Genomic DNA, 23,579 nt, shown 5'->3' with positions numbered 1-23,579 from the left:
ACCCTGGAGTGTTATAAGAGTGTTAACGCAGCCCACCAACGAACAGCTGACGCAATTTCAATCGGACCTCGAAGACATCGTCACGCCAACCATGGAACAGCTTCACACGCGAATCCAGGAAACAGGGCCCCTGTCATCTGATGACGCAATCAGATTCGTTGCAGATATCACTGCGCTGACAATATTCGAGCTGGCCGAGCGACTTGACGGAAACGCTGACAAACCCGGCGCCCTCAGCTACAGGTTCGCTGCAGCAGAAGGGGAAGAAGTGCGCCTGCCTGCCGAAGTGCTCAGCGCCATCACCGGATGGCTTTCCGCTCCACAGGATCGAAACCCCCTCGCCGGGAAGACCAGCCACCCGTACCCCTTCGACTTTTACGGAGCGAAAGACTATGCATAGCGATTCCGCACTGCTGCTCATCGGACGACTGTATGCGAAAGTTTACGACCAATCCATGGACTCGGATGCCGCTGAGCACCTCCACCACCTGCTGAGCAATATTCATGACACCACCGCCATCGATGAGGCCATCTACGCCTACCAAGGCGAAATACTCGGCATCCTGCTGGATTCAGTGAATCAGTCCGACTCGCTCGAGTTGTACACGGCGAGTACGTCGCAGCGCGAGTCTCTTAACTTGGCCATCACCGCCCTCGAAGATACACCTCAGTCTATGGTGGCACTCGACGCAATTGCGCAGTTGGCGCAGGTTGAACCACCAGCTCCCGGCCAAGCCAAAATCGACATCTCCACGGAAAATCTCTCGAGCGACGCCCGAAAACTTTCAGCGCTCGGCCTCCACCAGGGCATCGCCATTTCGGTCCCGCATTTGGGCATTCCGATCTTGGAAGGCGACGAAACCACTGACATCTCCACCTCGTCTACCGTATTGGGCGAGCAACGTTACACCTCTGCCAAAGCCGTACCCAAGTGGCTGACTCACTTGTCGGAGGCTCCGTCCGCTAGCTTCGTTACGTACCAGAATTCGCACGGCGAGACCCTCCAGGTCAAGTTTAATGCCAAGGGAAACTACTTCCCGCTTCTTCTCACGAACCATAACGGAGACCGCCGCCTCGACAAACTACCGTCCGCGAGACAAGCCGAAAACCACATCGTGGCCTGGCTAGACAATTCACAATCACCGATCATCTAGCTGCCACTCAAAAGCGGTTTGGGTCTGTTTACTTTGGAGATAGAAAACTGGGGCCTGACCCCCCGACGTGTCTAATTTCCGGGGTCAGGCCCATGAATGTCATGCGCAGGCTAAAAACGGTGGCCTGATTAAGATAAACTGATTGGTAAGGAATTTGTTGTGAAAGAAAGAACGATCATTCCGGGAATACTTTTTGGAATTGTCTTGGGCGTCGCAACCCTTTATGGCGGAGTGCTCCTGTCCACATGGCTTCCAATACCTTTCGTCTTCTATGGGCTACCTCTACCTTCATTGGTGGTGTTGGGTGTATTAGCCATATCTGTCTACATGTTGAAAAAGGATCGGCTTAGCGACCGATCATGGCGTGCTTTTGCCTTCACATTCGCCGCGGCTTTCGTCGTATCAGCGTTCTTATGGGTGAGCACCATTTCTGGCTATGGAAACTTCGCATAGCCTATAGATATGGAACCGTTGTAAGGCCAATGACAGTTAGCCCCTCTAGACTGATGAACTGCTCCCCATTCGCCGATGAGGGCCATTTTCGTTTTCTTCGGCGGCCAGCGGCAATGGGCACGGCTTGCACTGGCTCTGGCTCAGGGCGCGCCGGTGCCGCTGCTCGACGAGCCTACGACCTTCCTTGATCCCGCCCACGCGATTAGTGTTTTGGAGCTCGTTCGCAAGCAAGCCCGCGCTGGTAAGACAGTCGTTGTTGTGCTGCACGACCACATGTTGGCTGGTCAGTACTCCGACACCAGGGCGGTTATGAACAACGGCGAGGTCATAGCCCGGGGGACTCCCAAGGAAGCACTGCGGAAGGATATTTTAGCCGCAGCCTACGGTATCGATGTAGAAATCTGGGACGATCCTTTCAGCGACGCCCCCCGTCATCGTTTCCCGCGCTGTGCTCAAGGGCTAGAGCATTCGAAAGATGAACACCAAAGACCGCAGTTTGGAGTTCGTTCGCAGAGGCTGTAGATGATCGTGGCTAGAGCGGATTTCGGTTTCCGCTCCTCACCGCTATCCCTCATGGAACTCATCCTGTGGCTGCATGGTCCGTCATGGAGAGGGAAGCAATCAGGCTCTAGACAGTAAACCCTTATAAAGCTAAGGTAAGCCTATGCAAAAGAGAGACTTCATGAATGTGCGTGCAGTTATCGCACTTGTAGCCACCCTAGCCCTAGGCGCAGGCCTTGTTGCGTGTTCTTCTGATTCTTCTCAGGGACCGGGTGAAGATAGGAAAATCGAGCGAGTTGTGGCGCTCGATTGGCGCTATGAGGAAATTCTCAAGGCCCTCGATGTGGACCCAGTGGGAATCGTGGAAATCGGCAAGTCGGAGGCACCAACTACGTTGAAGGGACAGTTAGGTCAGGCGACCTCCGTGGGCCAAGCCAAGCAGCCGAACCTAGAAGTTATCCAGTCTTTGGAACCAGATCTGATTTTGGCTAGCCCTACCCGTCAAGCTGATATCATGCCGCAACTGGAAGAGATTGCGCAGACGGAATCCTACCCAGATGAAACTTACTCGGACGTGCTGGACTCGATGGATGAGATCGCGGCCAAACTCGGCAAAGAGGAAAAGGCTAAAGATGTCCGTCAGCGCATCGAGGACAAGATTGCTCAGACCAAGGACACGGTAAAGCCGGGTAGTCGTGCTGTCGTGGCTGGCTGGTCCAGCGAGATGCTCTATACCTGGGTCAACCCCTCTTTCTCTCAGTCGCTACTGAGTAAAGTGGGCTATGACTATGCCTTCGAAGGCGAGAAGTCTTCTATCGAATCTAAGACTGATGTAGCGGAACTGACCGGCGATAAGCTCCCTGGAATGAAGGCTGACCGAGTCTTTATGTACAAGGACGTCGAAGCGTTTAAAAAGACGCCCTATGCCAAGGGCAGCGGTGACATCGTAGAGGTAGACCAAGATATCTGGTCGCGCGCCCGCGGGCCATTATCTGCCGAGCATATGCTCGATGACATTATCGCCGCTGAAAAGTAGTGGCACCTCGAACTAAAGCCAGCGTCTGCTTGGTCCTTGCAACCGCTGCCGCTGCCTTTGTGTGGTGGTGGCGGCTCCGCCATGTTCAGGTGCCAGTTGATACCCCGTGGTTAGAAGAAGAGCTGCATAGCGTGGCTTTTGACCGTCTCCTTGCTACCACGGTGGTCGGTATTGCACTAGGTGTAGGTGGGTTATTGCTGCGCACGGCAACCGCGAATCCGCTCGCCGATCCGTCCATCACTGGTGTGAACTCCGGTGCGGCACTCGGTGCAGTCGCAACCGCAATGTTTTTAGGAAGCGAAACCTCGAGCGTTGACCAGCTGCCCGGTGCGCTGCTGGGTGCGGGGATTGCTGTGGGGGTGACGGTGGGCGTCGGCAAGAGCGGTGCGATCCAGCGCATGGTTCTGGTTGGCGTTGCCGTTTCCTCGCTGTGTAGCGCCTTGACCTCCATTTTCCTGGTGGTGGATGAAGCTCAACTGGCGACGGTGATGTCGTGGCTTTCTGGCCGGCTTGCCGGTGTACGCCTAAGCGATATTATGCCCGCGCTGATCGCTGTGCTGGTCGTGGTTCCCTTGACTTTAGTCGGTGCGAAAACGCTGGACTTGCTCGTAGCTGGCGATGCCGTGGCCGGTGCTGTGGGGGCGAAGCCGGAGCGCATTCGGTTGGCCGCCATTGTGGCGGCGGTAGTGCTCGTTGCTCCTTCGGTAGCCGCAACCGGGCCGATTGGATTTTTGGGGCTGATGGCCGCGACCGTAGCGTGGCGGGTGTGCGGCCCGCACCATCGCATGGGGCTATGTGTGGCTGGAATTGTAGGAGCAGCGGTGCTTCTGGTGGCCGACTCGGTTGGGCAGGCAATCTGGGCGCCAGCCGAGACCCCAGTGGGCATCGTGACTTCTTTGGCTGGTATGCCCTTAGTGCTGTGGTCCGTCCATGCGCTAGGGAGGAGGAGACATGCGGCATAAGAGAATTGTAGGGGTTCTAGTAGGACTCATCCTGGCGTTGATATTGAGCGCAGTTATCGGCATGGGCGTCGGTGCGGTGATGAAATCGCCGGGCGAGGTGACCACTGGCTTCTTTACCGGAGATCCGCTCATATGGAAGTACCGCGCACCGCGGATCTTGGTGGGTATTTGCGCGGGCAGTGCCATGGCTGTTTCTGGCTGTATATTGCAATCCGCGCTACGCAATCCCTTGGCCGCACCAGATACGGTGGGTATTACCTCCGGCGGTGGGCTCGCGGCCGTTGCGGTACTTATGGGAGCAGGCGCCCTGCCGGCCCACCTGCTGACCTTTATCGCCTTTATCGGCGCGTTGGCTGGAACTGGGTTGGTTCTCCTTCTCGCCGGACGCGGGGCAAGCGATCCGGTGCGCCTGCCCCTTACCGGGGTGGCGGTATCTTTTGGGCTGGGTGCCATCACCGAATTGCTCCTGGTGCGCGCCGCGCCAGAGGCAGGAGCGGCCATGACATGGCTGAAAGGTTCGCTTTACGCCCGCTCGCTTGGCGACGCCACTATTGTCGCCCCCTTTATCCTTCTCGCCCTAACCGCCGCGATGGTGGTGGCAAAACACCTGGATATGCTCGCACTGGATGGTTCCACCATGGCCGGCATTGGAGTGAACGCCAAGATGTGGCGCCTCATAGCAATAGCTTTGGCCGTTATCCTCGGCGCAGCGGGAGTCGCCGCGGCTGGGGTCTTGGGCTTCGCCGGGCTCATCGTCCCACATGCTGCCCGCTTGATGGTTGGTTCGAACCTGCGCCGGCAAATGCCCGTGGCGGCCCTAGGCGGCGCGACCCTCGTGACTGTATGCGATACGTTCGGTCGCTGGGCCTTCGCCCCCACGGAAATCCCCGTTGGCGCGCTCATCGCGCTGATTGGCGCACCCTATTTCATTTTCCTATTGACTGGGCTAACCCGAGTGCGAAATGGAGGCTAGACATGACATTGACATGTAGCGGATTGACCGTGGGTTACGGTGGTCCCGATGTGGTCAAAGATGTAAATCTCCGCTTATCTAGCGGTCAAGTAACGGCTCTGATCGGGCCGAATGGCTGCGGCAAATCGACGCTTCTCAAAACATTGGGGCGCCAACTTACGCCCAGCGCAGGCGCGGTGTACCTCGCGGACCAAAAAATTAGTGAGTATTCCTCGCGTGCCTTTGCCCGTGAAGTTTCTTTTCTGCCACAACACCCTGCGGCTCCGGAAGGGGTACTAGTGCGCGACGTTATCGGCTACGGCCGCTATCCCTATACAGGGGCGCTAGCGACGATGCGGGCCGGAGATCATGCAGCGGTTGAGCGTGCTGCCTCGCGTGCTGGGGTGAGCGAGCTTCTCGACGTCCCTGCTGCAGACCTTTCCGGCGGTCAACGCCAGCGTGTTTTCCTCGCCATGACCTTGGCCCAAGAAACACCAATTACCTTGCTTGACGAGCCGACTACTTACCTCGACCCTGCGCACCAACTGTCCATCTTGGAGCTCATCCGAGACCTCAATGGTGCCGGGACCACAGTGGTCATGGTGGTTCACGATATGGTCCATGCTGCGCGTTACGCCGATCGAATCGTAGCCATGCGTGAGGGGCGCATTGTGGCCGAAGGGCCTACCGAGGAGGTGATGACCGCTGAACTCGTACGCGAAACCTTCCAAGTTGAGTGTTTAGAGATGACTGATCCATCCACCGGTAGACGCTTTCCTATCCCCATTTCCGTGCACGCTCCTGAACTTTCTGGAACCCTAGAAGGAAGAAGATAAATCTATTAAAAGGAGTAAGTAGCAATGGCGAACGAACTAGGCCACGAGGTCGACTTGGACCGTAACGAATACAAGTACTTAGCTTCTGAGGATTCTGTGTCTTCAGCTGCTAAGTCTGACAAGTCCTCCGGGGCGGCTACGGGTGTCGCTGCTGGTGCAGCTGCTGCGGGCGCCGCAGGTGCTGCCGGCCTGTCCAAGCCGGTCGGTAAGCCATCTGCGGACGGAGATGAGCCCACCGCAAGCAAGTATGAGCCGCAGAACCACGTTGTCGCTGGTGCGGAGGAAGAACATGTTGGCAAGGCCGCAGAGCAGCCGGACCTGCAGGAAGCGCTGGATGAGAACAACGCGGACTATGCACCGAGCCAGCACATCGTAGGTGAGGCAAAGGAAGAGCACATTGGTTCTGCCCCACAGCAGCCGGACCTGCAGGAAGCGCTGGATGAGAACAACGCGGACTATGCACCGAGCCAGCACATCGTAGGTGAGGCGAAGGAAGAACACATTGGTTCTGCCCCACAGCAGCCAAACATTGATCTGGAAGCCTCGGGCGAGACCCCAACCTCTGTCAATGATCTGGATGTAGATCCAGAGATGTCTGGCGATGACCGAGACGAAGCAGATGACGTCACCGGCGAGGCTGGCAATGAGCGTTTGGACCAGCTGAAGGGGAAGGCATCGGAGGCAGGTAGCGCCGTAGGTGATGCCTTCCAGCGTGCTAAGGGCTTTGTGGAAGATAAGGCTCACGAGTACCAAGAAGAGACCACGAAGAAGGGCGGATTCTTCGATCGCGTCAAGGGCGCTGTTCGTGACGCACGCGAATCCATCGAAGATAAACGCAAGAATTAGATCCACGTTTTCTTCGGATTAAAGGGCCGTCTCCTTACAGGGAGGCGGCTTTATTTGATCGAAATATACTCGGCAATCATCCGATCTTTTGTGGATACCGTAGAGGAAAAAGTTCTCTTAACGTGATGGGGGAGAAGAGGTTGCACCCTTAGTAGAGGATCCACAGGTGCTGCTTGTCAACGAACCCACGGCTGTCCTAAGCTGCTGCCGCTCCCAGCATGACCTGATGTTCAATTCCTGGTGAGCACCACAAAAAGGTAGAACGGACAGCTTAAAGGCGAGATGAATGCGGCTATCGTTGCCGCTTAGTCCAGCGCGTGGAGATATAGCCTGCTGATAAGCAGGCGCCTCGGCACGTCCACAAGGGGGCGCAGGAAGGGTAGGAAGGGCTCTGAGGCGGCGTCGATAAGCAATACCGTGCGACCATCGCGCAGACGCTCTAGGGTGAAGGTCTCTTCGCCGCGCTCGAGGTGTCCAGGGAGGGTGCCATAGGTGAATCCGCAGCGGCCATCCTCATGGAAGACATCGACTACGCGGCAGTGAAAATCCCATGGACCCAAGCCGAGGGTGACCTCCGCGCCGAGCTCCACAACCTCATGGGTCGGGCGGACACGGAAAAGGCCGCTGCGTTGTACTGACCAGCGGAAAAGTCGGTGTGCGGCGGCGTCAAAGTCAGCATCGATAACCCGCGACATATGCAGCTGTGGAAAGTCGGAGACATCAGAATAGGACAGCGGTGTGGGCATGTTCTCCATGATAGGGGAGGGGTGATCACCCCCGAAGTCTGGAAGAAATATAACGGCTTGGACACAGTCACAAGAGTTTGCTGTTTCCACAATTTTTTCGTGCCACTATCGAGTTTGCACGATGTTGACAACTGAAAGTAGGTACCTTGATGCTTCGCATTCCGCACCTCAAGAAAGTCCTAGTGGGCTCGGCTTTCGCTGGTGCGTTTTTCCTGGGTTCCCCGGCCGCAGGCGCCCAGGAATTGCCCCAACCGGATTTCGACTCCGCAGGGATTATTAACCAGGTCCGCGATAACCTAGCGGGGGTCGGCATCCAGACCCCGCAGGTGGATAAGAATGTTACCGATGCCGTGGATTCCTCTGTGCGCAACGCGCAGCAAGCCGTGCAGCAGAACCTGCAGCAAGGACAGTACGCGGAGCCGATGACTAATCCGAATCCCATCGGTCTAGCGGAGCAGGCTACCCAGCCGGAGTTTAAACCGAAGGGAACCAATCCGAACTATAAGTGGAAAAACGATGGATTTTCCAAGGTAGCCGCCGGAAAGCCACAGGCTGATTACGTCCTGCACCGTGTGCCGGGTTCCATGTTTGATGCCCCACGCATTCCAGAAGAGTCTGTTGCAGCCATGAATCAGGGTGACTCCCTCTATGGTCCAGGCACCCCGCTCTACGTCAATGACAAGACGATGTGTACTCTGACCGCGGCAGGCAACGATAATGGTGGCCGCAAGGTGGGGCTGACCGCTGGCCACTGCGGCAATGTGGGCGATTCAGTTACCTCCGCTGATTCGGAGCAAATCGGCCCGACGGGCACCGTGGTGTCTAAGAACGAGGACTTGGACTACGCCGTCATTGAGTTCGGCTCCAAGGCTAAGGTGTCCCGTTCCTACAATGGCGTAACTGTCAATGAACTAGGCGGTGGCGTCAAACCGGGCCAGCAGGTGTGCAAGCAGGGCGTTGCCACCGGCAAGACCTGCGGTATTACCTATCAGCAGGCAAAGAAGATTCAGGTAAACCAAGTCTGCGCCATGATGGGTGATTCTGGTGCGCCGTTGCTCGTCAATGGCCGCCTCATTGGTTCCATTTCCGGTGGATTCCTGCCGGTGAATTTCCCGTGCCGTACCCCATTGCAGGGGCCGGTTCATAACCCGACTGCTGCCACCAATATGGATGCGGTCTTGGCGGATATGAACCGCCGCGGTGGCGTAGGTGCCGGTTTCACGCTGCCTGAAGACTAGCTGTACTGAGGCATTCGCCCGCTCCCCAGCTCGGGGAGCGGGCTTTTTGCGTCCCTGCCCGGTGCCGATAATCACAACTAATCGGAGCTTGTGTGAAAAGCTTAGGCGGACTAAGGTTAGCCTTATCTAGTAGCTACTTAGGTGTGGCTAATATCACCGGCATGGTCCGGTCAGAGAGAACTGAGGTAACCGCGCGATGTTGCAGCTGTCCTTATTGTCCCGCACCCGGCGCAAACCGGGGTGCGAAAAATCCGAGTGTATGCGCGCCGATCAGGCACCGGTAGACGCTTTGGTGGAACTTCCTGAGTGCTGCTTGCAGCACGCCATCGACGAGCGGCCGGCGTTGGCGCTGCGCTTGCGGGAATTAGGTTTCCGCCCAGGTGTGCGCGTACAGATCGGCCGCAAGGTAGCCGGCGGCGCGCGCCTAGTTACCGTAGGCACCGCCCACTATGCGGTGGATGCGGCTACTCTTCGCCAGCTCGAAGTCATCCCGGTGGCAGCATAATGGCACGGAAAACCGCTGCGCCGAGCTGCCATTCCACCTCCTCGATGCGCATTGCGAAGGAGGGAACGCCGGTCCTCGCATTGGTCGGGGCTCCAAATTCCGGCAAATCTACCTTGTTCAATGCGCTAACCGGAGCGAAGGTGCAGACCGGAAACTGGCCAGGTACCTCCGTTGAGATAAGCCGTGGCTTGTGGAATGCGCAGCCAGAGGCCTTTGACATCATTGATCTTCCTGGTGCTTATTCATTGGATCCAATGAGCCCAGACGAGGAATTTACCCGCGATATGCTCGTGGAGGCTCCGCCGTGTGAGCGCCCCGATGTGGTTGTGGTGCTCGTGGACGCCACTGCGCCGGCGCGCGGACTGAACCTCGCTTTCCAGATTGCGGAGCACCCATACCGGGTAGTGATTGGGGTGACCAAGGAGGACATCGCCAAGCAGCAGGGCATAAGCATCGATACGTCCGCGCTTTCACACGAGGTGGGCATCCCGGTGGTCAGCGTTAACGGTCGGCGGCGTGAAAACTTGGATGCGCTCGAGCGCGAGGTTGCCCGTGCAATGCACACTGATCCGCGGACCATCCGGCCCAATGCTGACCTAGACCAGCGCTTTGTGGATTTGGACGCGGCGGAAAAGGCTGCCGTTTCACGGACGGATACTGGCGAACCGCTCAGCCACCGCGCGGACCGCCTAGTCTTGCACCCAGTGCTCGGGCCGATTCTGTTTCTGGCGGTGATGTGGGCGGTCTTCTTCATCACCACTACTGTCGCGGGTCCGCTACAGGACGGATTAGAAGCATTCATCACCGGCCCGGTCTCCGCCGCTGCGCGCAGCATCCTCCCGGATAACTGGCTGCTCACAGGCTTGTTGGTGGATGGTCTCATCGGTGGTGTAGGCATGGTGCTCACCTTCGCGCCGCTTCTTGCGCTGATGTTTTTGTGCTTGGCGGTGCTGGAGGATTCCGGCTATATGGCGCGCGCGGCCGTGGTCACTGACCGCGTGATGCGCGCCATCGGCCTGCCGGGTAAGGCTTTTATCCCCATCGTGGTGGGCTATGGCTGCAATGTACCGGCTATCTCAGCCACGCGCGTGCTTGGCGACGTCCGCCACCGCATCCTCACCTGCCTGCTTATTCCCTTTACTTCATGCTCTGCGCGTCTCATCGTATTTATGATGCTGGCACAGGTATTTTTCCCTGCTCATGCCGGTTCCGCGGTATTTGCCATGTACGTGCTGTCCATCGCTTTGGTGGTATTGGTAGGCCTGGCGCTGCGGCGCACGGTGTGGCGGGCCATGCCGGCCGAAGCCCTCGTTATCGACCTTCCGGCCTATCAGCTGCCCACGTTTAGACTCACCATCTCAGTCATGTGGGTGCGCCTCAAGGGCTTCTTGCATACCGCCGGCGGCATCATCGTGGCCACGGTGGTAGTCATCTGGCTACTCATGTCCATCCCGGTCACCGGCGGGCACTCCTTTAACGAAGAGGCAGTGCCGCCACAGGATTCCGCCTATGGTGCCGTTGCTCAGGCAATGTCTCCCGTCTTTGCCCCAGCAGGCTTTGATTCTTGGTCGCTGACCGGACCCTTGGTCACCGGATTCGTAGCGAAGGAAACCCTCATTTCCACGTGGGCACAGACGTACGCAGTCGAAGACGTCACTGACGATGCACCGGAAGAGCAAGCAGAATCCCCACTGGCCAGCCATATCCGCGCTGATTTTGATGCGGCCTCTGGCGGGCACGGGCTCGCGGCAGTATGGGCGTACATGGTATTCCTGCTGGCCTACACCCCGTGCGTAGCCACGGTAGCCGCGCAGCGGCGAGAAATAGGCTGGAAGTGGACACTCATCGGCTTCGCCCTACAACTCGGCTCCGCCTGGATCCTGGCGGTGGGAGTTTTCCAAGTCCTCAAGGTCTTCCTATGAGCCCCACGGAGCAGGTCAAGGAGGCCATTAAACAGGGAAAATCCAACCCGGCTGACATTGCAAAAGCTACTGGGTTAGGGCAGGGGACCGTGGAAATCATCCTCGCCCACCTCGAACGCACGGCGGAGCTGGTGCGTGAATCGCTCACTTCGTGCCCCACCGGCGGCTGCGGCAGTTGCGCGCAGGCGGGCGGTTGTTCCGGAGCGGCTGCCGGGCACCGCGGTCCGGTGCTGCTCCAGCTGCGGAGAAGGCCTTAGCCCTGTAGCGCGGCGAGGGCGTGCTTATGCAGCAGTCCGTTGGAGGCTACGCCGGATCCGCCATGCGGTCCGGGGTTGCCGTCAAGGTCAGTGAAGGTACCGCCGGCCTCGGTCACGATGAGCGAGGGCGCAGCGAGGTCCCACAGGGAAACCTCCGGTTCGGCGGCGATATCTACTGCGCCTTCGGCGACGAGGCAATAGGACCAGAAGTCTCCGTAGCCGCGCAGGCGCCACGTTTTATCCGTTAGCGCGAGGAATTTATCGCGCAATCCGCGCTCAGCCCATCCGGTAAGCGAGCTCATCGCCAGCGAAGAATCGGAGAGCTTTTCTACGTGGGAAACGCTCAAACGCTTCGGCTCGCCGCCGAACACGCGGAAGGCACCCGCGCCCTTGGCCGCGTACCAGCGGCGGCGCAGGGCGGGAGCGGAGACGACGGATACCACCGGTTCGCCGTCTTCCAAGAGGGAAATGAGCGTGGCCCATACGGGCACGCCACGCACGAAGTTCTTGGTGCCGTCGATGGGATCGATGACCCACTGGCGGCCTTTATAACAGGCCTCGCCGCCGTATTCCTCGCCCAGCACCTCATCGCGCGGGCGGGAGCGCTTGAGGGATTCGCGGATTTGCTTCTCACAGGTGAGGTCCGCATCCGATACGGGAGACATATCCGGCTTTTCCTTAACGGAAAGATCCGAGGCCTCGAAACGATGCATGGTTACCACATCGGCATGGCCCGCCAGCTCGAGCGCGAGGCCCAAGTCTTCTTTGAACTTACCCACGGAGCCAATCCTCCATCTGATCCACTACCAATTTATTGCCGGCGAGGCACCATTCGACACCGCCGGCTTCTACCTTGCGGGCGGCACCACCGGCTGCTTCAACGAGAGCTTTGCCGGGGAACCAATCCCAATCCGCTACCGAATGCTGCATCCATGCGCCCCACGTGCCATCGGCTACGGAGGACAGGTCAACAGAACCGGCACCGAGCATACGGACTGTAGCAAAGTTTTCCGCCACGCGCTGCCATGCCCCGCGGATATCCGCATCCATCAGCGAGGTCGGGTGCAAATAGGTAGATAGCGAAATCTGCTTGGCTGGCTGAGCCGCAAGGCGGGAAACTTCTTTGCCGTCCAGAGAAGTGGGGTAGTCGCGGCCACCGAACCACGTATAACCCATGGCGGGGCGGTGGACGGCGCCGAGGGTGATCCCGGTGGCGTCGGCAAGCGCGAGGGCAGAGCACCAATAATCGGAGCCGGAAGAGAAATTGTAGGTGCCATCGACTGGGTCAATGACCCAGGTGCGGCCGGACTGGGACTCGCGGGCGGCGCCCTCCTCACCCAGGATGCCGTCCTCCGGGCGCACGGCCTCGAGCACGCCCGCGACGAAGCGCTCGGCCGCGCGGTCTGCATCCGTGACAACGTCCGAGATGGAAGTCTTTTGCTCCACGTCAACGCCCATCTCGCGCAGGCGCCAGGCTAGGCGGCCGGCGTTATAGACGAGGGCTTGCGCTAGGTGCGCATCCCCGTCATCGACGTGCGCGACAATAAAGGTCTTGATGACCGCGTCGATCATCTCCTGCAAGCTCGGCTTTTGATCCATGCCCACCATTGTCACCCTAAACGCGGCCGATGGCTAATTGTGATGGCCCGGTGGGTAGGATTGGGGCCTATGCGTCCCGAAGTAACAGCACGGCTCAAGCAACTAGAATCCACCCTGACCACCATTGAGAAGGTCATGGACCCAGAGGCTTTGGCTGCCCGCATTCGGGAACTAGAGGCCCAGGCCGGGGATCCATCCCTGTGGGACGACCCCGTACATGCCCAAAAGGTCACCTCTGAGCTTTCCGCAGCGCAGGCGAAGGTTCGCAAGCTAGAAGCGCTGCGCGGGCGTCTCGAGGACATGCCCGTCATGTACGAACTTGCGGAAGAGGAAGGGGATTCTTCCCTGGCAGACGAGGAGCTCGATTCCCTGGAGTCCGCCATCGAATCCCTAGAGGTCACCACCATGCTTTCCGGTGAGTATGACCCGCGTGAGGCGGTTATCAATATTCGCTCTGGTGCCGGCGGTGTGGATGCGGCGGACTGGGCTGAAATGCTTATGCGCATGTATACCCGCTGGGCAGAAAAGCACGGCCACAAGGTGGATGTATATGACATTTCCTATGCGGAGGAAGCGGGCATCAAGTCAGCCACGTTCGTAGTCCATGGTGAGTACATGTACGGCCAGCTTTCCGTGGAACAAGGCGCGCATCGCTTGGTGCGCATCTCGCCTTTTGATAATCAAGGCCGACGCCAGACCTCCTTCGCCGAGGTGGAAGTCCTGCCGGTGGTGGAACAGACCGACCACATCGATATCCCGGACAATGATGTGCGCGTCGATGTTTATCGTTCTTCTGGTCCGGGTGGCCAGTCCGTCAATACCACCGACTCGGCGGTGCGTCTAACCCATATTCCCACCGGAATCGTGGTCACCTGCCAGAACGAAAAATCGCAGATTCAAAATAAGGCCTCGGCTATGCGCGTGCTGCAGGCAAAGCTCTTGGAGCGCAAGCGCCAAGAAGAACAGGCGGAGCTCGATGCGCTGGGCGCTGGTGGTAACGCGTCCTGGGGCAACCAGATGCGCTCTTACGTGCTGCACCCGTACCAGATGGTCAAAGACCTGCGCACCAACTTTGAGGTGGGTGATCCCTCCAAGGTGCTTGATGGCGATATCGATGGCTTTCTTGAATCCGGCATCCGCTGGCGCATGCAGCAAGAGCAGGACTAGTTAGGAAAACAACGAAGGCCGAACTGAGAGGATTGTCTCTGCAGTTCGGCCTTTGTCTTGAGCTCGCGGCGAAATCTTATGCGGGGAAGTGCATCGGTGCACCTGGTCCCAGCGGGAGACCGATGAGGTACCAGATGACAAAGAAGATGAACCAGCCCACCAGCATGCATAGCGAGTAAGGAAGGGCGAGCGACATCAAGGTACCCACACCCGTGTGCTTGTAGTAGCGCTGCAGGAAGGTCAACGCCAGCGCGAAGTAGGGCGACATTGGGGTGATGATATTCGTCGGTGAGTCACCGATACGGAAGAGCATCTGGGAGACCTCGGGTGAGACGCCAACATACATCATCATCGGTACGATGACCGGGGCCATAAGCGCCCATTGGGCAGAGCCAGAGGTAATGAATAGGTTGAGCAGTGCCACCATGGCGACCAGCGCGGCGAACATGAGCAACGGCGGCAGGGACCAGTGCTGGAGTAGCTCGGAGCCCTTAATAGCGGTCCATACGCCGAGGTTGGACCACTCGAACCAAGCGAGGAACTGGGCGACGGCGAAAAAGAGGACCAGCATGGGAACGAGAGTCTCGATGCCCTTGGCCATAAACGTCGGCACATCAGCAAAGGACTTCACGGTGCCAGCCGCCAAGCCATAGGCAATGCCGCATACCAAGAAGGCCAAGGCAATGGGCACCGCGATGGCGCTGATGAGCGGCGACTCCATAAAGCTGTCTTCTTGGCTCGCCAGCGGGGAACCAGGGATAAACAGCAGGGCGAAGAAGGCGGCGAGGAAGATCGCCAGGGTGACGCCGGACGCTATCAAACCACGCTGTTCATTGGGTTTGATGCGCATGGCCTCTTCATCATCCGTGAAGTCGTATTCTTCCTTTTCCCCTTCCGCGTTGGAAGGGCCGCCAGCGGCTTTGGAAAAGGAGACTTCTTCGTAATTGATGTGGTCATGGTCTACCAATTCGCGGGCCTTTTTCACCATGAGGAATTCCGTGACCGCGGTAATGATGAGCGAAAGCACCACGGCGGAAGGGATGACGAAGAAGATATTCGCCAGCGGGCTGACCTCATACTCGGCATCGACGAACTGCGCGGCTGGAGTAGAAATACCAGCCAGCAGGAGGTCGGTGATATTGAGAATCAGCGAGGCATTAAATCCGGCTGACGAGGCGGCAAAGGCCACCATTGCACCCACGATGGGGGAGCGGCCCACCGCGTGGAAGGCCATGGCTCCCAGCGGAATCAGGATGACGTAGATGGCATCGGAGGCCACAGAGCCGGTCACACCGGCCAACGCCACGACGAAGGTAAGCATTTTGGCACTGACCTTGGTGACCATGCCGCGCACCAAGGCGGAAAGCAGGCCGGACTGCTCTGCTACGGCCACGCCGAGCATCACGGCAAGGATGACGCCGAGCGGTGGGAAGCTGGTGAAATTCTCCACGGCGTCTGTAACCATGCGCGAGATATTCTCGGTGGTCAGCAGCGATTCAACCTCAATGGTCTCGCCGGTCTTGGGATCCTCGGCGGTCATGCCAATGAGGTGCCCCAGCCAGGATGTCACAGCAACGATTGCCGCGAGGATGACGAAGAGCCAGAACGGATCCGGCAGCTTATTGCCAATCTTTTCTACAGTGCCCAGGAAGCCGCTTGCAGAACGTGGTTTTTCTTTAGTTTCGGTTTCGGCCATAGTATCGGCACTTTCTGTCGATTGGGTCGGAACAAATTAGTGTCTTAGACCACATTACTTAAATATAGTTCACAGCGCGGTGTCAACTTTGGTTGCTACAGTGATTTGCGTGATTAGATTCGACAACGTGACTAAGGCCTACTCCGCCGAGTCCCGCCCAGCGCTCGATGGGGTGTCTTTCGAGATTGCGGATGGTGAATTCGCTTTCCTGATCGGTCCATCCGGCTCCGGTAAGTCCACCTTCTTGGAGCTGATGGTGCGCTACAGCAACGTAACTGAAGGCGATATTTACTTTGATGATTTCCACGTCAATGAGCTTTCCGGCAAGCAGATCAACGCATTGCGTCAGTCCATCGGCTACGTCTTCCAGGATTTCCGCCTGCTGCCCAAGCTGACGGTGTATCAAAACGTGGCCTTTGCACTGGAGGTCATTGGCAAGAGTAAGTACCGCATTTCCACTGCGGTCCCGCAGGTATTGGAGCTGGTGGGACTCCACGATCGCCACAACGCCTATCCGCATGAGCTCTCCGGTGGTGAGCAGCAGCGTGTGGCCATCGCCCGCGCGGTGGTTAATCGGCCGAAGCTTCTGCTTGCCGACGAACCAACGGGCAACCTCGATCCCTCCACTGCTGACGAGATCATGGACTTACTGCTGGGCATCAACCGCCGCGGCACCACCGTGGTCATGTCCACCCATAACGCCCGCGCCGTCAATAAGGCGCGCAAGCGCGTGCTGGAGCTGCGCAATGGAGTACTCGTGCGCGATGAGCACGAGGCAACCTATGAGGGGGAAGCATGAAGCTAGGATTTATTTTCCGCGAAGCCACCAAGGGGCTTGGCCGCAACCTGACTATGACCATTGCCATGATTATCACCACCGCGATTGCGGTCGGGCTCGTTGTCGCCGGCATTATGGTGACCAACCTGACCAAGGACACCAAGGATATCTACCTCGACCGCGTCGAGGTCATGGTTCAGCTCAATGAGGATATTTCTGCCGGGGATCCAGACTGCACGAGTCCGGCCTGTGCGGATATCAAGGAACAGTTGGAGGCGGATGATTCCGTCGAGTCCGTGGAATACCGCAACCGCGCAGATTCTTATGAGCGGTTCAAAGAACTTTTCCAAGACACCGACCCTGTGATGGTGGAGCAAACTTCCCCTGATGCGCTGCCGGCTGCATTCCACGTGCGGCTTGTAGACCCAGAAGACGCCTCCGCAATCGATGCGATTCGGGATAACCCAGCGGTAGAGGACGTCGTCGACCAGCAGCAAGAGGTGCGCAATGCCGCCAGCAACCTCGACTCCATCCGCAATGCCACCTTCATCCTGGCCATCGTGATGTCTGTGGCGGCCATCTTCTTGGTGGCTAATATGGTGCAAATTGCTGCGTTCCACCGCACTCGCGAAACAGAGATCATGCGCATGGTGGGCGCAAGCCGGTGGATGACGCAGGCGCCATTCGTCATGGAAGCAGTCTTGGCTTCCCTCATCGGTGTATTCCTCGGCGGGGCCGGCATCTTCTTGGGCAAGTCCCAAGTGGTAGACCCGTCCCTGCAGGGACTTTATGAATCCCAGCTGCTGGCTCCTATGAAATCCGGCGACCTCTGGATTGCCCTCCCGCTCGTCGGCCTGCTAGCGCTGGTGGTTACCGCCGTCACGGCCCATATCACCCTGCGGTCATATGTACGCAAATAGTCTGTTTGCCGGGCCAGTCAAAAGGGCACTACACTGGCATAACTATGGCTAAGAAGGGCAAGAAAAACAAGAAGGCGGCATCCGGCGAGGCTACGCTTGCGACCAACCGCCGGGCCCGGCACGACTACAAGATCCTCGAGGAATACGAGTGTGGCATCGTCCTGCTCGGCACCGAGATTAAATCACTGCGCGAGGGAAAAATCTCGCTCAACGATGCCTTCGCCACCATTGACGATGGCGAAGTGTACTTGCGGAACCTCCACATTCCGGAGTACTCCATGGGCTCGTGGACGAACCACAGCCCGCGGCGCACCCGCAAGCTTTTATTGCACCGCCGCGAGATCGACAAACTTTATGGCCAGGTGCGCAATGGCAATAAGACCCTGGTTCCGCTCAAGGTTTATCTCAAAAATGGTTACGCCAAGCTTTCGCTTGCGCTGGCCCAAGGCAAGCAGGACTATGACAAGCGAGAGGATATTAAGCGCCGCGACCAGGACCGCGAAATCTCCCGCGAGCTCGGTCGCCGCGTGAAGGGCATCAATGTTTAAGACAGCGAAAGTCCACGACGTCATCAAGGGTGAGGACACCATCGAAGGCGTCGGGGTGCTGGTGGATCGGATGTGGCCCCGGGGCGTCGCCAAGAGCGATGTGGACTACGAGAAATGGTTCAAGGAAGTCGCGCCGAGTCCGGAGCTGCGCAAATGGTGGAACCACGACGAGGATCGTTTCGACGAGTTTGCCCGCCGCTACAAGGCTGAGCTGGATGACAATGACTCCGAAGAGCTCACCCAGCTGCTTGCGCTTGCCGACGCCACCCTTCTCTTTGCCGCCGCCAACCGCAAGGTCAACCACGCAGTGGTCCTCAAAGAGTGGCTGAAGGAGCACTTGAGGAAATAAAAGTGGGTGGGGTAGTGTTATACGAACCGTAGGGAAGATGCACTATCCCGTCCCTACCGCATGGGGTTGATTTGGTTTCGACTTCGTGCACTGAGCCAGGGGAAGCGTGCCGGTGCAGGCTAACGACCACCGTATAAGCGTCGTAGCAACCAATAAACGCAGAGAAGAACTCTCAGCGTGACTACGCCCTCGCTGCCTAATTACAGCGACGCGTGTCTGTCAGCCTAGGTTTCGTTCCTGACCTAGAACCTGGCATCGACTAAGGAACTAGCCGGCTGGCCGGGTCATCAGGACCAGTCGGGACTCTTACTGGTGACTGGGCCCATCATCCGGACGTGTTCGCCCGATCCGGAGGGCCGAGGAGAGATCCTGTGCGAACTGCGCACGGAGAAGCCCTGGCAAGGTGACGAAGGACCCGGGTTCAATTCCCGGCAGCTCCACCAATTGCATTTCCCCTAGTCGTTCGCGACTAGGGGTTTTGCTTTATCTATGCAGGTTATTGCCTGTCTAGTATCTTGCCATAGGTTGCCATAGAATGACACTAAATGAACTCTGAACGGGAAAATAACGGGAATACATTCCCGCTTCCCGCCCTTATCCCTGGAGCACATTCATGGCAAGTAAGAAAGCACGGCGCAGCTCATTCGGGCGCGTCCGCCAAAAAGGCAAACGTTGGTACGCGGAATACACCGGCCCCGATGCCGCAATACACACGCCTGGCCACTCATTCGCCAATAAAATTGATGCAGATGGATGGATAGCCACAGAGCGCCGCCTAATCGACTTAGGCACGTGGGAGCCGCCCAAGACGCGCCGGGCTAAGGAGGAAGTTTCAGGCGAAACGGTAGGGCAGTGGTTAGACCGCTTCCATAATCTGTTGGAGCAGCGCCCCATTCCACTTGAGCCATCCACAATGCAGAATTATCGCCGTGTGGCCCGCGTGCGCATCACACAGCCCTCTGGCCCTGGAGCTGAAGATAAAGACGTATGCAGCTTGCGGGATATTGCGCTAGCGAAGCTGACTAAAGCGGACGTGTACCGCTGGTGGGACGGTGTACAGCGGTGCTATCCCAATGCCCACACGATTAATCAACAGGCGTATAAGCGCCTAAAAGCCGCGTGTGCTGCAGCCGTTGAACGCGAAATGATAGAAGCCAACCCCGTGGATATTAAGGAAGCGGGCAAGCGCGTACAGCCTAAAGAAAAGTACCTGCCTACGGATGCGGAAATAGCCGCCATCTTAGACCACGTGCCTGCCCGCTATCGCGCCTTAACCTCACTCATGTTGCACCATGGCCTGCGCATTGGTGAAGCTATCGCCCTGGAGCGAGACGATGTACAGGTGGAGCACCAGCCCGGCGCGTCTGTGCCCCGTGTGACTGTGAGGGTGAAGCAGAACGCGCAGCGCATTTCAGGTAACAGCGGTATCTATATGATGGTGCAGCCGCCTAAGACTAGGGCGGGTTATCGGGAGGTGCCGATTATGGCGGCGGATACGCCTATCTTTCTGGAGCACTTAGAAAAGTATGCGCCCGGTGCGCCAACGGTATTGCGTACTACGGAAGGTGACCGTAGTGCCGTGCTTTTTAGTGCTACCTCTAGCGGCAAGATGGTGATGGATACCAGTTATCGCAGTGTGCTTGAACGGACGAAAGAGGCGGCTGGGGTAAGTCCTGATATTGATCCGCATACTGGGCGTAATTGGTTGATTACTCGCTTGGCGGAGCAGGGTGCGCATTTGAAGGAGATTGGTCGCCTGCTGGGGCAGGATGATGTGACCACAATTCTTAATGTGTATCTGAAGGTGAGGGCGGAGCGAACGACCTCGTTGATGGAGAAGGTGAGCGCTTCGCTTACGTAGCATCTACCACTTTTGATTAACCCCTCTACATGTGTCCTACATCACTCTCTAGGGTCTGGTTACCTGCGGTTATGTTGCGGTTGGTGCAAAAATGTGATTAATGCCATTAATGCAAAATGGTAAACGACCGTATCCCACCGTATCCCACCGTATGCCACCGTATGCCACCGTAAACAACTCTGTATTACCCCTGACCTGCACCAATATGTGGCATTTCAATTCCCCTCATGGCACCTTAAGGGACATGACGGACACACAAATGCTCACGATTGAGCAGGCAGCAGACTATACCCAACTATCCCCCCGTACTATCCGCCGCTACATTGCGGAAGGTCGCCTAATCGCGTATAGGGCCGGGCGCAATATCCGCCTGAAGCCTGAAGATGTGGACGCACTGTTCACCCCAACCAACCAGTGGAGCGGGGGTGCAGCGTAATGAACGTGAACGCCAATGACCGGATTATCTACATTCGAGAGCTGATCCATAATCTCGTGGATTGCGCGGAAGATAATCTCATACTCAGTGGACTCGACGATGCCACGCTAGAACCTGTGTGCGATATTCTCGGCAGCTTAGTTAGCGCCGTCGATGCTGAACTACGTGACGCCGGTCTGCTGACTGTACAGCCCAATCCGGAGTTTGAGGGGCTATCTGATGGGCCTGTCTGGCAAGTATGCCACCAGAGGCATTACAGCAACGGCCAGCCCGTCTACATCGATGACGGGTATAGCAGCAGGCTTAACCCGCCAGGCCAAGACGATGACGATGCGGATAACCCCGTGTGGGACGCGTGCATCGAAGGCGGTGATTACTAAATGCCCACATCGGCAAAGAAATACCCCCTGCCCGGCGAGGAAGGCCAGGAAGAGGGCAAGAATGATGGTGGTGGCGCGTCAACCAGTCTTGACTATACCAGCGCCTTATACAGTCGGGAAGCTGAATTAGCCCTGCTGCGTGGCTTATTAGCAGCGCGAGCTGGCCAGGTTGCAGACCTTGCCAACAGGTTAGATGCGCGTGATTTCTACATGCCGCACCACGGCACTATCTATGTGGCTATCACCAAAGCGGCACAGCGGCTGCATGATGAAGGCCAGCCCGACGCGCCACTGCAGCCAGATTTAATCCAGCAAGACCTACAGGCTGCCGGGAGCCTGTCTGACACGGTGGCTAGCGCCCTACTGCAGGCGACTTCAGGCAAGTACCTACCGCCGGTAATGGCGGACGTGTACCGCCTTGCTGATGGGCTTAAAAGGATGCGCCTACACCGTGCTTTAGACAGTGCCGGGCATGAGCTCGTTAACGCCGCCTCCAGTGGCGCAGATGAAGATATTCGCCGCTGCATGAACCAGATTGTGTTCCTTCCACACATGGCGCACCGCGCCGGTCTGGAGGTGGCTTAACAATGGCCAAGGTAACTAACCGCCTGGTGGATGAGCTCACCGCCCAACAGCAGGCGAGAGGCACCTACGATGCTGCTCAACGTCGCCGTGATGCAGCCCTGCGCCTTCCCCTGCTTCGCAGTGGCCATCGTGACCCGGACGGGCGGCGGACTGATGCACCAGCCCGCGGGTATTTCGTCGCTGGAGGTGAGGGTTAATGACCGAGAGCAATAGTGCCTACAGCCTGCAGCAGTGGCAGGAACTAGAAAATACGGTATTTAATACCGATTCCAAGGCGCTGGCAGCGATACGCAAATATGCGCGCCATAACAGCCTTCCACCAGTCTCATTCCTTGTCGGTTGTGCCCTATACGCCATCGCAGCAACCCCCGGAAAAGTCATGCTGGATGCAGGCCTAGGTACCGGAACTGCGAACCTATTCGTTTGCCTGATGGACGCGCCGGGTATGGGCAAAGACCGGCTTATGAAGTACGTACGCCACGCTATGCAGGTCTCATGCCAGGGCAAGACCTTAGAGCCTACACACGCGTCTATAAGTTCAGGGGAGGGCGTAATCACGTCGATGATTGAACACGACGATAACGGCAACCCTCTGGTGGAAGATGGCACAGCGATACCTGGCGCGCCTGTGCTGTTTGGTGTCGCAGAAGTTGGCTTATTGGGCAACCTGATGAAGCGGCAAGGCAATACGCTCAGGCAGAATCTTTTATCTGTCTACAGTGGCAACCCTCTGGGGATTAATAACCGGAGGGATAAAATTCAACTTCCGGAAGATTCCTACCGTGGCTGTTTGTCGGTGGGGGCTCAACCTGATACCGCCGGTATTTTGCTGGAAGGTGGCGATGATGGTTTGCGGCATCGTTTCGTGTTCGTAGAGCTAGTAGATCCATTGGTGGATGTTGACCGCGACTATCCTAAAGCGGAGCTCTTGCCGGTAGATATTCCAATGCAGTTGATGGAGGGCAAGCCGTTTAGCTTCCCTCGTTCAGTGCAGCAGCATTCCCGGGATATGCAAAAGCAAAAGCTCAAGCATGGTGCAGCGGTAGCGCCGGTAGGTCACGCTGATTTCACTACCGCCAAGCTAGCTATGGGCATTGCCCTACTGCGCAGCCAGGCTAGTGCTAGCCAGCATGACTATGACAGCGCTAAAGCGATTATGGATTATTCCGCCGCGGTTATCGCCCGCTGTGAACGGCACGATAGCGATAAGCGCATTGAGGATAGGGCGGCGCGGCGGGGCGAGGATGAGCAAGCCGCGGAGCTGGCAGCAGAGCGGAGGATAAAGCGGAAGGAAGAGAAACGCAGCCGTCTAACCCAAAAGATTGTTGAATGGGTTGATGTTGAAGATGGTTGTTCTCCAGAGCCTGAAACATGGCAGCAATTTAGGCAGGCGCTTAATAGTCGTGACCGTCCCGATGCCGATTCGATATTGGGGCAGATGGTTCACGATGGCGCGCTTCGCTGGGATGGTTCGCGTGTAGAACGCGGCCCTGCTTTCCATCATCTCGTGTAGACGGGCCTGTCCTAGTGTCCTACCTGTCCTGTGCAGGTCACGCGGTGTTTTGCCTGTCCTAGAGTGGTGTCCTGACTGTCCTGGGCTTAGCTGTCCTAGGACACGTAGGACACCTAATAGGACACCCAAAAATAGGCCCTGACCTGCATAGGACACATAGGGCACCCTTGTAGTGTTTCTACACTTGTAATCCTATTTCTAGAGTGATTAGTTACCGCGGGGATGGCCTAGGGGCATTTCATAAGCGGGTTAGTGTGGTGACTCCCCGCCCTGCCACTGTGAGTCGCGCCATCTCTCTCCACACCACAAATACACACCCACCCCCAGGGGAACCTGGGC

At 57.6% G+C, this 23,579-nt stretch carries 27 protein-coding genes and 1 other RNA gene; 24 read left to right on the top strand and 4 right to left on the bottom strand.

The window, feature by feature from the left end:
- The first annotated feature begins 19 nt into the window (after positions 1-19).
- The 8 genes from WMP97_RS03270 (at position 20) to WMP97_RS03235 (ending at position 6,740) form a co-directional block, all read left to right on the top strand.
- Entirely contained in the window at positions 20-400 is a 381-nt protein-coding gene (locus WMP97_RS03270) for a hypothetical protein (protein ID WP_340439786.1), read from the top strand.
- Positions 393-1,154: a hypothetical protein gene (locus tag WMP97_RS03265; RefSeq protein WP_340439785.1), complete on the top strand. Its 762-nt coding sequence runs from the start codon at positions 393-395 to the stop codon at positions 1,152-1,154. Before WMP97_RS03270 ends, WMP97_RS03265 begins: the two co-directional genes overlap by 8 nt.
- Positions 1,155-1,682: 528 nt before the next feature.
- The gene (locus WMP97_RS03260) at positions 1,683-2,129 is read left to right on the top strand and encodes an ABC transporter ATP-binding protein (protein ID WP_023020814.1); all 447 of its coding nucleotides are present in this window, start codon (positions 1,683-1,685) and stop codon (positions 2,127-2,129) included.
- Positions 2,130-2,271: 142 nt separating this feature from the next.
- Positions 2,272-3,144 (top strand): ABC transporter substrate-binding protein, encoded by an 873-nt coding sequence (locus tag WMP97_RS03255; protein WP_023020815.1) that lies wholly within the window; start codon positions 2,272-2,274, stop codon positions 3,142-3,144.
- Between the two features lie 29 nt (positions 3,145-3,173).
- Positions 3,174-4,106, top strand: a complete 933-nt coding sequence (locus tag WMP97_RS03250) for a FecCD family ABC transporter permease (RefSeq protein ID WP_198010448.1) — start codon at positions 3,174-3,176, stop codon at positions 4,104-4,106.
- Positions 4,096-5,079: a FecCD family ABC transporter permease gene (locus WMP97_RS03245; RefSeq protein ID WP_200288010.1), complete on the top strand. Its 984-nt coding sequence runs from the start codon at positions 4,096-4,098 to the stop codon at positions 5,077-5,079. Before WMP97_RS03250 ends, WMP97_RS03245 begins: the two co-directional genes overlap by 11 nt.
- Before the next feature lie 2 nt (positions 5,080-5,081).
- Complete coding sequence (locus WMP97_RS03240) at positions 5,082-5,894, top strand: ABC transporter ATP-binding protein (protein ID WP_200288008.1); 813 nt, start codon at positions 5,082-5,084, stop codon at positions 5,892-5,894.
- A 24-nt stretch (positions 5,895-5,918) separates the two neighbouring features.
- A complete protein-coding gene (locus WMP97_RS03235) occupies positions 5,919-6,740 on the top strand; it encodes a kinesin (protein WP_200288006.1) in 822 nt (273 codons plus the stop codon).
- 305 nt (positions 6,741-7,045) lie between these two features.
- Here WMP97_RS03235 and WMP97_RS03230 read toward each other — a convergent pair whose 3' ends face one another.
- Positions 7,046-7,486, bottom strand: coding sequence for a DUF1990 family protein (locus WMP97_RS03230; protein WP_023020821.1), 441 nt, complete (start codon positions 7,484-7,486; stop codon positions 7,046-7,048).
- Between the two features lie 149 nt (positions 7,487-7,635).
- On the opposite strand from WMP97_RS03230, the gene WMP97_RS03225 reads away from it, so the two are divergent.
- From WMP97_RS03225 to WMP97_RS03210, 4 genes are all read left to right on the top strand, one after another.
- Positions 7,636-8,724: a S1 family peptidase gene (locus WMP97_RS03225; RefSeq protein ID WP_023020822.1), complete on the top strand. Its 1,089-nt coding sequence runs from the start codon at positions 7,636-7,638 to the stop codon at positions 8,722-8,724.
- 259 nt (positions 8,725-8,983) lie between these two features.
- The gene (locus tag WMP97_RS03220; RefSeq protein ID WP_084279013.1) at positions 8,984-9,229 is read left to right on the top strand and encodes a FeoA domain-containing protein; all 246 of its coding nucleotides are present in this window, start codon (positions 8,984-8,986) and stop codon (positions 9,227-9,229) included.
- Entirely contained in the window at positions 9,229-11,151 is a 1,923-nt protein-coding gene (gene feoB / locus WMP97_RS03215; protein WP_248099675.1) for a ferrous iron transport protein B, read from the top strand. The genes WMP97_RS03220 and feoB overlap by 1 nt, the downstream gene beginning before the upstream one ends.
- Complete coding sequence (locus tag WMP97_RS03210) at positions 11,148-11,408, top strand: MarR family transcriptional regulator (protein WP_301716040.1); 261 nt, start codon at positions 11,148-11,150, stop codon at positions 11,406-11,408. Before feoB ends, WMP97_RS03210 begins: the two co-directional genes overlap by 4 nt.
- On the opposite strand, the gene hisN is transcribed toward WMP97_RS03210, so the two are convergent.
- Positions 11,405-12,187, bottom strand: coding sequence for a histidinol-phosphatase (hisN, locus tag WMP97_RS03205; RefSeq protein ID WP_301732436.1), 783 nt, complete (start codon positions 12,185-12,187; stop codon positions 11,405-11,407). The two genes, WMP97_RS03210 and hisN, sit on opposite strands and share 4 nt — an antisense overlap.
- A complete protein-coding gene (locus tag WMP97_RS03200; RefSeq protein WP_340439784.1) occupies positions 12,180-13,016 on the bottom strand; it encodes an inositol monophosphatase family protein in 837 nt (278 codons plus the stop codon). The genes hisN and WMP97_RS03200 overlap by 8 nt, the downstream gene beginning before the upstream one ends.
- 60 nt (positions 13,017-13,076) lie before the next feature.
- Here WMP97_RS03200 and prfB point away from each other — a divergent pair, with 60 nt between their 5' ends.
- Complete coding sequence (gene prfB / locus WMP97_RS03195; protein ID WP_200288005.1) at positions 13,077-14,174, top strand: peptide chain release factor 2; 1,098 nt, start codon at positions 13,077-13,079, stop codon at positions 14,172-14,174.
- Positions 14,175-14,250: 76 nt separating this feature from the next.
- On the opposite strand, the gene WMP97_RS03190 is transcribed toward prfB, so the two are convergent.
- Positions 14,251-15,870, bottom strand: a complete 1,620-nt coding sequence (locus WMP97_RS03190; RefSeq protein WP_340439783.1) for an AbgT family transporter — start codon at positions 15,868-15,870, stop codon at positions 14,251-14,253.
- 109 nt (positions 15,871-15,979) lie between these two features.
- On the opposite strand from WMP97_RS03190, the gene ftsE reads away from it, so the two are divergent.
- The 11 genes from ftsE to WMP97_RS03135 all read left to right on the top strand — a co-directional run bounded on the left by ftsE (position 15,980) and on the right by WMP97_RS03135 (position 23,240).
- A complete protein-coding gene (gene ftsE / locus WMP97_RS03185) occupies positions 15,980-16,669 on the top strand; it encodes a cell division ATP-binding protein FtsE (protein WP_301732440.1) in 690 nt (229 codons plus the stop codon).
- Positions 16,666-17,568: a permease-like cell division protein FtsX gene (gene ftsX, locus WMP97_RS03180; protein WP_340439782.1), complete on the top strand. Its 903-nt coding sequence runs from the start codon at positions 16,666-16,668 to the stop codon at positions 17,566-17,568. Before ftsE ends, ftsX begins: the two co-directional genes overlap by 4 nt.
- A gap of 44 nt (positions 17,569-17,612) precedes the next feature.
- Entirely contained in the window at positions 17,613-18,116 is a 504-nt protein-coding gene (gene smpB / locus WMP97_RS03175) for an SsrA-binding protein SmpB (RefSeq protein ID WP_005322310.1), read from the top strand.
- Entirely contained in the window at positions 18,109-18,465 is a 357-nt protein-coding gene (locus WMP97_RS03170; protein WP_023020832.1) for a DUF488 domain-containing protein, read from the top strand. Before smpB ends, WMP97_RS03170 begins: the two co-directional genes overlap by 8 nt.
- Positions 18,466-18,527: 62 nt before the next feature.
- Positions 18,528-18,908: a transfer-messenger RNA gene (gene ssrA, locus WMP97_RS03165) on the top strand.
- Positions 18,909-19,078: 170 nt separating this feature from the next.
- Entirely contained in the window at positions 19,079-20,326 is a 1,248-nt protein-coding gene (locus WMP97_RS03160) for a tyrosine-type recombinase/integrase (RefSeq protein ID WP_340432230.1), read from the top strand.
- A gap of 244 nt (positions 20,327-20,570) precedes the next feature.
- Complete coding sequence (locus tag WMP97_RS03155; RefSeq protein ID WP_340432232.1) at positions 20,571-20,762, top strand: helix-turn-helix domain-containing protein; 192 nt, start codon at positions 20,571-20,573, stop codon at positions 20,760-20,762.
- A complete protein-coding gene (locus WMP97_RS03150; protein ID WP_340432234.1) occupies positions 20,762-21,142 on the top strand; it encodes a hypothetical protein in 381 nt (126 codons plus the stop codon). The genes WMP97_RS03155 and WMP97_RS03150 overlap by 1 nt, the downstream gene beginning before the upstream one ends.
- On the top strand, positions 21,143-21,727 hold the full coding sequence (locus tag WMP97_RS03145; protein WP_340432236.1) for a DnaB-like helicase N-terminal domain-containing protein: 585 nt from the start codon (positions 21,143-21,145) through the stop codon (positions 21,725-21,727).
- A 2-nt stretch (positions 21,728-21,729) separates the two neighbouring features.
- A complete protein-coding gene (locus tag WMP97_RS03140; protein ID WP_340432238.1) occupies positions 21,730-21,924 on the top strand; it encodes a hypothetical protein in 195 nt (64 codons plus the stop codon).
- Complete coding sequence (locus WMP97_RS03135) at positions 21,924-23,240, top strand: hypothetical protein (RefSeq protein WP_340432240.1); 1,317 nt, start codon at positions 21,924-21,926, stop codon at positions 23,238-23,240. The genes WMP97_RS03140 and WMP97_RS03135 overlap by 1 nt, the downstream gene beginning before the upstream one ends.
- Positions 23,241-23,579 lie beyond the last annotated feature (339 nt).

It is taken from the genome of Corynebacterium sp. KPL4072 (assembly GCF_037908395.1).
GTDB classification, from domain to species: domain Bacteria; phylum Actinomycetota; class Actinomycetes; order Mycobacteriales; family Mycobacteriaceae; genus Corynebacterium; species Corynebacterium kefirresidentii.
This window is presented reverse-complemented; position numbering and strand designations above follow the sequence as displayed.